The 11,091-nt window shown below is 64.1% G+C and carries 7 protein-coding genes; 5 read left to right on the top strand and 2 right to left on the bottom strand.

The annotated features are described in order from the left end of the window. Positions 1-1,461, top strand: a 1,461-nt coding sequence (locus VL52_RS24170; RefSeq protein ID WP_144410325.1) for a VCBS domain-containing protein, incomplete at its 5' end; no start/stop codon positions are given. 85 nt (positions 1,462-1,546) lie between these two features. After that, positions 1,547-2,731, top strand: coding sequence for a tetratricopeptide repeat protein (locus tag VL52_RS19055; RefSeq protein ID WP_046158517.1), 1,185 nt, complete (start codon positions 1,547-1,549; stop codon positions 2,729-2,731). 337 nt (positions 2,732-3,068) lie between these two features. Here VL52_RS19055 and VL52_RS19050 read toward each other — a convergent pair whose 3' ends face one another. Together VL52_RS19050 and VL52_RS19045 are read right to left on the bottom strand one after the other, a co-directional pair. After that, positions 3,069-4,970 (bottom strand): bifunctional diguanylate cyclase/phosphodiesterase, encoded by a 1,902-nt coding sequence (locus VL52_RS19050; protein WP_046158526.1) that lies wholly within the window; start codon positions 4,968-4,970, stop codon positions 3,069-3,071. Between the two features lie 21 nt (positions 4,971-4,991). Continuing rightward, the gene (locus VL52_RS19045) at positions 4,992-5,660 is read right to left on the bottom strand and encodes a transglutaminase-like cysteine peptidase (protein ID WP_235429336.1); all 669 of its coding nucleotides are present in this window, start codon (positions 5,658-5,660) and stop codon (positions 4,992-4,994) included. Positions 5,661-5,840: 180 nt separating this feature from the next. Here VL52_RS19045 and VL52_RS19040 point away from each other — a divergent pair, with 180 nt between their 5' ends. The 3 genes from VL52_RS19040 to VL52_RS19030 all read left to right on the top strand — a co-directional run bounded on the left by VL52_RS19040 (position 5,841) and on the right by VL52_RS19030 (position 11,090). Continuing rightward, positions 5,841-7,304, top strand: coding sequence for a TolC family outer membrane protein (locus VL52_RS19040; protein WP_235429335.1), 1,464 nt, complete (start codon positions 5,841-5,843; stop codon positions 7,302-7,304). Positions 7,305-7,510: 206 nt separating this feature from the next. After that, a complete protein-coding gene (locus tag VL52_RS19035; protein WP_046158514.1) occupies positions 7,511-9,679 on the top strand; it encodes a type I secretion system permease/ATPase in 2,169 nt (722 codons plus the stop codon). 1 nt (position 9,680) lies between these two features. Continuing rightward, the gene (locus tag VL52_RS19030) at positions 9,681-11,090 is read left to right on the top strand and encodes an HlyD family type I secretion periplasmic adaptor subunit (protein WP_046158513.1); all 1,410 of its coding nucleotides are present in this window, start codon (positions 9,681-9,683) and stop codon (positions 11,088-11,090) included. Position 11,091 lies beyond the last annotated feature (1 nt).

Here is an 11,091-nt window from a genome sequence, read left to right as displayed (position 1 = left end):
GATACCCTCACCGAGGTGTTCACCGTCTATTCCAAGGACGGCACGGCTCACGACATCACCGTCATCGTCAACGGCGTCAACGACATCCCTGTGTTCTCTGGCAAAGACACAGGTACAGTCACCGATAGTACAGGCTCCCCCACTATCATCTTGAGCGATCACGGCACACTGAACATCGTCGATCCCGACCAAGGGCAGTCGGTGTTCGACCCCACCCACGTCGACAGCCAAGCCACTAACTTCGGCAAACTCACCATCGACGCCAGCGGTAACTGGAACTACACCGTTTCCAACGGCCTGGCGCAGCCCCTCCCCCAGGGCCAGACCCACACCGATGTATTCACCGTTTATTCCAAGGACGGCACCACTCACAACATTACCGTCATCGTCAACGGCATAAATGAGGCAGCTGAAATCACGGGAGATCTTAAAAAATCCACATTCGGAGACCAACAAGGTGCATCTCTTGGAGGCGATCTACAGATAAGAGATGTAGACAGCGGCGAAGCCGCTTTCCAAATGCCGACCAATCTTGCTCAGACCTACGGCACCTTCACATTCGACACCTTAACCAATCATTGGACCTTCAAACTGAATGACAATGCCCTGAACATTCCCCAGGGAACTACGGTTCCATGCATCCTCACTATTTACTCGATAGACAACACAAGAATCGATGTGGAAGTCGACATTAAGGGTACTCACGTCATTTCTCCAATCAGCGGCAACAGCCACGGCATCATGACCGAAGGCCTCGCCACAGCTACCAGCACCGAACTTCTCAGCGCCAAACTCGACGCCGCCGCGCCGACCAAGGACGCGGCCCCCACCGCCAATCATGCCGAAGCGGTTTCACGTGAAACCGGCAACAGCAATGCCGCAGCCGGCCACGCCAAAGCTAGCTCCGGGGAAATCGCTGCCGCGGAGAACCATCCGCACGGAGTAACCAGCCATGAGTCCAGCATCGTCTACGGCGCGCAGAAGGCCGCCGATGCCGCCGGCGACAAGCCGAGTCCATCCATCGCCCACGATGCGCCGCAGTCCGCCAACGGCCGCGTCAGCCACGCCGCGCCGGACAGCCACCACCCGGCGGCAGCCGATGCCGGGGCTCGCGGCGGAGCCGGCATCGACACCTTCAAGTGGACGCTGGGCGAGCCAGTCGCCGCCGCCAAGCCGGAGCCAGCGCGGAACGGGGTGGCCGATCACGGCCCGCGGGGTGAGAAGGACGCGCTGGACCTGAAGGACCTGCTGCAGGGAGGCGGCCACAGCGCCGCCAGCCTGGACAGCTATCTGAACGGCCACAAGGAAGGCGCGGATGCGGCGGCGGACGCTCGCCACCAGAGTCCGGGCACGGCGGCGGCGCCAGGGCCGGAGAGCGTCGAGCTGGCGCACGCCGCCGCGCTCAGCGACGCGCAGCTGCTGAAAAATCTGCTGGGCCACGGCCAGCAACACACCGAGTAAGGCCTGGATTCTATCGCCGCGCTACGCCCCCCCGCTCGCCGCGGGGGGCTTTTCCGCCTTCGCCCGCCTGACCCAGGAGAATGCCATGACAGCCGCCCCCGCCGCTTGGGACCCCGGCGCCCACGCCAGCTGGCAAGCCGGCAAACCGCAGGAGGCCGTCGCCCTGACGCTGGCGGCCGTGAACCGCCACGGTCACAAGAAGCCGGTGGATCTGGTGCTGCAACTGGCCTATTACCTGTTCCTGGCCGGCCAATACCACGCCTCCGCCCAGGCGCTGGCCCAGGTGCTCCCCGACTATCCCGACAACCGGGAAGTCCTGCTCAATCTGGGCGTTTCCCAGGCCCGCAGCCAACAATACGAGCAAGCCATTCCGACGCTGCAAGCCTACCTCGCGCATGATCCCGGCGACGCTCTGGTGCACGCCACGCTCTGCACCTGTCTCCACCGACTGGGCCACCAGCGGGAAGCGGCGGAAGCCGGCTCGCGGTCGCTGGCGCTGTCCGACAGCCAGCATGGCGCGCCGCCCGTCGGCTGGCGGCTACCCGACGCCAAGCCGGCAAGCTTCGCAGCGGGGAAAAGCCATGTCATCGCCTTTTCTTTGTGGGGCGGCAACCCGCGCTATCTGCGCGGCGCCATCGACAACGCGCTGGCAGGCCCCCGCGTCTATCCCGGCTGGCGGCTGCGCTTTTATTTGGATGAAACAGTGCCGGATGACGTCCGGCGGGAACTGGCCGCGCTGGGCTGCGAGCTGATGCTGGAGGCGCCGGGGCAAAGCCTGCGCCAACGGCTGACCTGGCGTTTCCAGGCGGCTAACGACCCGCAGGTGGGCCGCTTTCTGGTGCGGGACGCCGATTCCGTCATCGGTCCGCGCGAGAAGCTGGCAGTCGACGAATGGCTGGCGTCCGATCGCTGGTTTCATGTGATGCGGGACTGGTGGACGCATACCGACCTGATCCTGGCCGGCATGTGGGGCGGCGTCGCCGGCGCGCTGCCGCCGCTGGAGCAGATGCTGGCCGGCTACCGTTCTGGACATATGGAAACGCCCAACGTCGATCAATGGTTCCTGCGGGACAAAGTCTGGTCCCACGTCCGCCTCAGCTGCATGGTGCACGACCGCTGTTTCTCGTCCCATGCCGCCCACCCCTGGCCCGGCCCGCAGCCGGAGGGCAACCGCCATGTGGGCCAGGATGTGTTCGCCAGCCAGCGCGCAAGCCAGGAACAACGCCTGGCGGCATGGATAAGCAGGCTCCCCAGCCTGGCGCCCGCCTGAGAGCGTGTTTACGATCTTTTTACGAGCAGCGCGGCCCGGCCTGCAGGCCAGATGCAAGGCGGAGGGCGTAGGCCTTGGTTATTCCAAGGCCTAGCCTGACAACGCAGGCAGATGGCCTGCTCCCTCCGGGGCCTTTTCTGCCGGCGCCTAGCTTTGTCAAACGTCCCTGGCAGTGAATGACACGGCGGCGGGCCGTTTTTCCCGCCCCGTATCCGGCAGAAAATGGCCGCTGCCGCAAAAAGATCGTAAACAGGCGCTGATAGCCTGTCGCAGCTTGGCTTGCGGCTCAGCCGCCCAGCGGCAAAGCGAGGGCGGACGTCCCCGCCCGCCGCGCAGGTCAGCGGATGGCCGGGCCCGTCAGGCCATCGACGCGCAGCTCAAGCAGCTGCCTGGCATCATCCTCGCTGGCCACGCCCTTGGCCACCAGCTTGGCGCCCATCAACGACGTCATACGCTGCACGCCCTTCACCAGCACCTGCCGTCCCTGGTCCCGATGAATGCCTAACGTCAGCGCGCCATCCAGCACCAAGTAGTCGATGCCGGCCTGGTTTAGCCGCGCCACCAGCTCCAGCCTGTGACCGCGAATCTCCACCGCCAGCCTATGCCCGGCGTTCTTCATCGCCTCGCCGAAGTCCAGAAAGGCATCCCAGTATTCCTCCAGCCCGGTTTCATCGAACTCGAACGACACCGTCGTCCGGCTACCGCGCAGGGCATCCAGCACCCGGCTGCGAAAGCCCTTGGCCGCCAACGACGCCGGAGAAATATTGACTGCCACCAACCCTGCCGGCGCATCGGCCAGCGCCAGCCTCAGCGCCTCCAGATCGATCAGATGGGTCAGCCCTTGCCGCAGGCTGTTCGACACCAGCCGCAGCGCGTTGACCTCAGGCAAAGCGTCGCGCGCGGGGAGATACAACATGCCCTCCTGCCACAACGGCGCGCGCTGCGCATCCCGCACCGGAAACCAGCGCAGGCTCAGGCGGCGCTGGCGGCAGCTGTCTTCGATCAGTTCCCGCCAGTCCCACTCGCTGCCCACATCCGGACCGCCGCCCTCGTCCCGCCGCCACTGGTTGTCTCCGGCCGCCTCGGCCTGGGCCAAGGCCTGGCTGGCGCGCGCCAGCAGGCTGGTCAGCGTGTCGCCGCGCTCAACGCCGCACACGCCGATATGGCCTACGCCCTCCTGGTCGCACAAACCCATTCTTTGGTATAGGGCTAGTTGATCGCACAGCGTCGCCGCCAGCTGTCTGGCGCCTTCCGCTTCCAATTCCGGGCAGAACACGGCGAAATCGGCGCCGCGCAACCGCGCCGCCATCCAGCCCATGCGCTTCGCGGCCAGGTCTTCAAGATCCTCGGCCAGCCGCTTGAGCAAGGCATCGGCGCGCTCGCCGCCCAGACGCTGGTTCAACTCGGCCAGCCCCGACAAGCGCAGCAACAGCAGGCACCCCCGTAAGTCCTCCTCGTCCGCCAGGGCGCTGGACACCGCCTGCTCCAACGCCTCGCGATTGGCCAGCCCGGTCACCGGATCGGTCAATCGTTCGCGGCGCAGCAGCTCCATTTCGCCCGACTGCTCCTGCAGATAGGCTTGCAGCCCCGCCACCATCTGATTCATCGCCCGCACCACCCGCGCCAGTTCCGGCACCTTGGGTTCGGTCATGCTCTGGAAACGGCGCTCGCTGATCGCGCGCGCCTGGTTCACCACCCGCTGCAGGTCGCGTCGCAGCTTGAAGATATCGATGGAGCCCAGCAGCCCGGCCAGCAGGCCGACGCCCAGCAGCCACATCATGGTTTGCAGCGTGCCCAGCCAGAGCGACTCGTAGGCATAGCTCAGCGCGGTCTCCACTCGAACCTCGCCGGCCTGCAGCCAGCCAGCGGTCACCAGCGCGGCTCCCGGTTGCGGCGACAAGGGCAACAGCGCCCGGAACCATTCCGGCGCGGCAGGAAACACCGTCTGGTTCACGCGGTCCACCAGCACCTTGCCGTCCGCGCCGCGCCAGCTGATGTGGTGAAAGTACCCCTGGTCGAAAGTCGCGTTTATCAGGGTTTCGGCCATCGCCTTGTCCGCCTGGCGCTGGGTAATCATCAGCGCCAGCGAATTGGCGGTATTGGCATTCTGGCTGGTCAGTTGCTGTTCCAAATAACGGCGGGCATTGTATAAATCGGCCAGCAAAGCGCCCGTCAGCGACAGGAATACCAGCAGCACCAACAACAGCCAAAGACGCTGGATCAGGGAAAGGTTTTTCATCGCGCCGCCCATCTCATCGGATCAGAAAGTGAAGCCTTCGTTTTTCATCTTGTCCATCACCTGCCGCCAGCGGGTCAGCTTGGACACATCGCTGCTGCGATTGCCCACCCACAGGCCCTGGGCATTGAAACTGAACACCGGCACCAGATCCGGCCGTTGCGAGGCCGGCTCGATGGATGTCACCAGGCTGTCCAGAATCAGCGGCTCCGCGCTCGGAGCAGGGTAGTAGGCCAGCACCATGTGCGCCTGGCTGATCGTGCTTCCCGGCCCGCCTATCCTCGCCTTGACGTAAATAAGACGCAGCTTGTCAGGCGACACGCCCAATACCAGCAAGGAAATGTACTTTCCAATGCTGAAGTCCTCGCAGTCGCCCGCCCCCTTGCCGAACATCTCCAACGGCGTCGCCCAGTAGTCCTCTACGCCCCAGTTGTCTATGTCCTCGCGGTACAGGATGCGCCGGTTGAAAAACTGGTTAACCTCCGAAAGCTTCTGCCGCTCTTCTATTCCCTGCAGCCTGCCCAGCAGCAGATTCCATTCGCGGTACAGCGCCACGGCGCGCGGTCCGTAACGCGCGGCGGCGCGCTCCGCCGGCAGGCTGGCGGCCACCACGCACCAGCCCACCAGCAACAGCATGGCAGGCAGCAGCCAATGCCGCAGGCGCCGCCTGAAAACAAGCAGGACAAGCTTCATGTTCATTCCACGCCGACTGATGATGGCCACTGTAGCAGATTGAAAAGTGATACTCGCCTCGGTGGAAATACTCACTTGACATTTTTAACTATGTATTTAACCTAAATATTGAAACATTTAACAATATCAGCCCCTTGCTCCCGGAGATCATTGACCATGAAATGCTTACAAAAAAGAAGTGTGCGCCTGACCATGGCGGCTTTGCTCAGCTTGTCGGCTTCATGGGCGCAAGCAACTGACCTGCGCGAAGTCGTGGAAAAAACCATCGCCAACAACCCGGAAGTCCGCTTCCGCTTCCATGAATTCCGCTCAGCGGCCGAGGAAACCGGCATCGGCCGCGCCGGCTACCTGCCAACCGTGGACGTTGCCTACACCTATGCCCGCGAGGACAACAAGGAACCCCTCATCAACTATGGCCCGGAGATCACCAGCGATTTCAACCGCAAAGGCTGGTCCGCCGACCTCACCCAAAATCTGTTCCAGGGCTTCCAGACCATGAACACGGTCAAGCAGCTGGAATTCAGCAAGCGCGGCAAGTATTACGACTTCGTCGACGCTTCCGAGCAACAGGGCCTGGAGGCCACCCGCGCCTATCTGGACGTGCTGCGCTACCGCCAGTTGCTGGATTACGCCAAGGAAAGCTATGGCGTCCATAAAGGCATTTACGATCAAATTGAACAAAAGGTGAAAGCTGGCGTCGGCCGCCGCGTGGACCTGGAACAGGCGGCCGGCCGCCTCGCGCTGTCCGAAACCAATATGATCAACGAGAACTCCAACCTGCATGATGTTTCCGCCCGCTATTCCCGTCTGATCGGCGAGGAGCCGCCCACCGACCTGGCCCCGGTCCCCTCGCTGCAAGACAAGCTGCCGCGCGATCAGGATATTCTGGTCACCGCGGTGCGCAGCAGTCCTGCCTATCTGTCCACGCTCGCGAATGTCCAATCCGCGCAGAGCGACTTGAAAACCAAGCGCGGCGCCTTCTCGCCAACCCTGGACCTGCGCGCCCACGCCGAGAAGACCGACAACCTCAACAGCATCTACGGCCGCCACGACAAGCAGGCCATCGAACTAGTGTTCAACATCAATCTGTTCCGCGGCGGCGCAGACAAGGCGCGGCTGGGTGTGGCCGCCGAGCGCTACAACTCCGCGCTCGACCTTCGCGACAAGACCTGCCGCGACTTGCAGCAGACGGTGCGCATCGCCAGCAACGACGTGCACAAGCTGGGCGAGCAAATGGGCTACCTGCGCCAACACGCGCTGTCCACCGAGAAGGCGCGCGACGCCTACCTGAAACAATTCGATATCGGCCAGCGCACCTTGTTGGACGTGCTGGACAGCGAAAACGAGCTTTACGACTCCAAACGCGCGCTGGCCAACGCCGAATACGACGACAAGCTGGCCCAGGCCCGCGTGCTGGCGGCTTCCGGCCTGCTGCTGCCCAGCCTGCAGTTGAAGCCGATCGAGCAACAGAGTTTCGAATCCGACGCCGACGACCAACAACACGACACCTGCAGCACCGCCTACACGCCGCCCAAACCGTTCAGCACCGCCGGCATCCCCATCCACCCCTATGTCTCCAGCACGATGGCGGATGTACCCGCCGCCTCGCCGGTCAAGAAGTCCGGCAAGGCCGCGAAACATTGAGGCCTGGCTGTCCGGAGCCGACAAGACCCGCCAGGCGGGTCTTTTGGCCATTCCGGCGGCACGTCTTGACATGGGCCTGCTAGCCTCGGGATGCCTGGGCGCGGCCACTTCAACGTCATGGCGGCGCGGCCGCGCGGCCTGCCGCGCCGATCGTTTCCAATCGTTTATCCGGCGCCATTGCCGGCTATCTCCATGGGAGTGGAAGCATGGCTTCCGAAATATCCAATCCTGAAACCACGCTGCCGCTAAGCGAACAGGCGACCCATCTCGACCCCCTGCTTGACTGCCTGTTCTCGCTGGCCCGCGGCTACGGCATCACCGCCACCCGCGAATCGCTGGTAGCCGGCATTCCGCTGGTGAACAACCGGCTGTCGCCCTCCATGTTCGCCCGCTCGGCGCGCCGCATCGGCCTGTCCACCCGCGTGGTGCGGCAACCCTTGTCCAGCCTGCGCCAGCAGTTGCTGCCGGCAGTGCTGCTGCTGGAAAACAATACCGCCGGTATCCTGCGCGAGATCCGCGACGGCGTCGCCTTCGTCAGCATGTCCGAGCTGCCGGACGCCGTCGTCGAAATTCCGCTGGAAGACCTGCAGCACAGTTTCGAAGGCATCGCCATCCTGGTGAAGCCGCGCTTCCAGTACGAGAAGCGGGCGCCGGAACTAGCCGACATCCGCTCGCGCCACTGGTTCTGGCGCACCATCTACGGCAGCCGGTCGCTGTACCGCGACGCGCTGCTGGCGGCTTTCCTGATCAATGTGTTCGCGCTGGTGATACCGATCGTGTCGATGGCGGTCTACGACCGCGTGGTGCCCAATATGGCGCTGGAAACCCTGTGGGTGCTGGCGATAGGCGCCGCGCTGGTGCTGGTATTCGACTTCCTGCTCAAGCTGACCCGCGGCTACCTGATAGACCTGGCCAGCAAACGAGTGGACGTCGCGTTGTCGGCGCTGATCATGGAACGGGTGCTGGGCATACGGATGGAAGCGCGGCCGGCCTCGGTCGGCGCCTTCGCCGCCAATCTGCGCGCGTTCGAGACGGTGCGCGACTTCATCGCTTCGGCATCGATCACCGCGTTGATCGACGTGCCCTTCGTGCTGATTTTCCTGGTAGCCATCATGTGGATTTCGCCGCTGATGGCGGTGCCCATGGTGCTGGCCATCTTCTTCATGCTGCTGTTCGCGCTGCTGGTGCAGGAGAAGATGCAGGCGCTGGTGGAGACCACGCTGCGCGCCGCCTCGCAGCGCAACGCCTATCTGGTGGAAAGCCTGTCCGGGCTGGAGACGGTCAAGGTGCTGGCGGCCGAGGGCGTGCTGCAGGGCAAATGGGAACAGGCCACGCTGTTTCTGGCTCAGGTCGGTTCGCGGCTGAAGATCCTGGCCGCCTCCACAATGAATTTTTCCGGCTTCATCCAGCAGCTGCTGTCCGTCTCCATGCTGGTGCTGGGCGTGTACGAGATCATGGCCGGCAACGTGTCCATGGGCGGCGTGATCGCCGCGGTGATGCTGTCCAGTCGTGCGATGGCGCCGCTAAGCCAGGTGGTTAGCCTGCTGACTCAGTACCACAACGCCAAGACCTCGCTGGCCTCGCTGGACGGCTTCATGAAAATGCCGGTGGAGCGCGAGAAGGACGCCGCCTTCTTCCATCGCACCAGCTTCAAGGGCGAGATCGAGTTCCGCAACGTATCGTTCAACTACCCGAACAACCCGATGGTGGCGCTGCGCGAGGTGTCATTCAAGATCCGCGCCGGCGAGCGCGTCGCCATCATCGGCCGAGTCGGTTCTGGCAAGACCACCATCCAGAAGATGATACTGGGCCTGTACCAGCCGACCGAAGGCGCGATCCATATCGACGGCATGGACATCAAGCAGATCGACCCGGCCGAGCTGCGCCGCCAGATCGGCTACGTGCCGCAGGACCCGGTGCTGTTCTACGGCACCATGCGGCAGAACATCTCCATGGGCTCGCCACACGCCTTCGATGCCAGCATCGCCGCCGCCGCCGAGCAAGCGGGGCTGACCGAGTTCATCAACAGTCATCCGCAGGGCTTCGACATGCTGATCAGCGAGCGCGGCGAATCGCTGTCCGGCGGCCAGCGCAAGGCGGTGACCATCGCCCGCGCGCTGCTGAACTCGCCGCCCATCCTGCTCTTGGACGAGCCGACCAGCAATATGGACCACAGCAGCGAAGGCCAGATCCGCCAGACGCTGGCGCGGGTGTCGTCCGGCAAGACCATGCTGCTGGTCACCCACCACAACACGCTGCTGGACCTGGTGGACCGGCTGATCGTGGTCGACCACGGCGCCATCGTCGCCGATGGTCCCAAGCAACAAGTGATCGAGGCGCTGCAACAAGGCAAGATCGGAAAGGCGGGCGTCTGAGATGGAAACGAACTGGAAACAACGGGTAAACGGTTTGGTGGAGCGCGGTCAGGAGCGCAGCGGCCCGTACTGGGACAAGCTGATGGATTGGGCCTCCGCCCGCGATCTGGCCGATCGCAACGATTTCGCCGCCGACGCCGACTGGGCGATCCTGCAGCAGAACCCGGGCCGCCCGCGCATCTTCGTCTGGAGCATGCTGGGCGTGTTCATCGTCGCCTTCCTGTGGGCGGGCTTCGCCAAGGTGGATGAGGTGTCGCGCGGCGAGGGCAAGGTGATCCCTTCCAACCAGAACCAGCACCTGCAGAGCCTGGACGGCGGCGTGGTGTCGCAGATCCTGGTCAAGGAAGGCCAGGTGGTCCAGAAGGGCCAGCTGCTGCTCAAGGTGGACAACACCCGCTTCGTCTCCTCGCTGGAGGAAAACCAGGCGCAGTACCTGGCCTTGCAGGCCAAGACCGCGCGGCTGAAGGCGCTGGCGGGCGGCACGCCGTTCGAACTGCCGCCCAAGGTGCTGCAACTGGCGCCCGACATCGCCAAGCAGGAACTGGAGCTGTACAACTCCAAGCAGATGGAGCTGAACGCCAGCGTCGGCATCGCTCGCCAGCAGCTGGCGCAACGCAACCAGGAGCTGAACGAGGTACGCGCCCGCTACACCCAGGCCTTGTCCAGCTACGATCTGACGATGAGGGAGCTCACCGTGACCCGGCCGCTGAAGGAGTCGGGCGCGGTATCCGACGTCGACCTGCTGCGCCTTGAGCGCGACGTCGCCCGCTTCCGCGGCGAACGCGACCAAGCCGCCGCCCAGATGCCCAAGATCCAGGCGGCCATCGGCGAGGCGCAGCGCAAGATCCAGGAAGTGGAACTGGCGATGCGCAACACCGCCAGCGCCGAGCTGTCGGACACCATGGCCAAGGCCAGCAGCCTGTCCGCCGGCAGCGTGGCTCTGGCCGACAAGGTCAAACTGTCCGAAGTGCGCTCCCCGGTGCGCGGCGAGATCAAGCGGCTGTTCATCAACACCATCGGCGGCGTGGTGCAGCCGGGCAAGGACATCATCGAGATCGTGCCGATGGACGACTCGCTGCTGCTGGAAACCCGGATCACCCCGCGCGACATCGCCTTCCTCCATCCCGGCCAGCGCGCCGTGGTGCGCTTCACCGCCTACGACTTCACCATCTACGGCGGCATGGAGGGCAGCGTGGCCGAGATCGGCGCCGACACCATCACCGACGAGAAGGGCAACGCCTTCTACATCGTCAAGGTGAAAACCCAGGGCTCGCTGCTGGGCAAGGAAAAGCTGCCCATCTTCCCCGGCATGGTGGCCCAGGTGGACATCATGACCGGCAAGAAGAGCATCCTGTCCTATCTGCTGAAGCCGGTGCTGCGCGCCAAGGCGGAAGCGTTGCGGGAGCGCTGAC

The sequence above is a fragment of the Chromobacterium vaccinii genome, assembly GCF_000971335.1.
GTDB lineage: Bacteria > Pseudomonadota > Gammaproteobacteria > Burkholderiales > Chromobacteriaceae > Chromobacterium > Chromobacterium vaccinii.
This window is presented reverse-complemented; position numbering and strand designations above follow the sequence as displayed.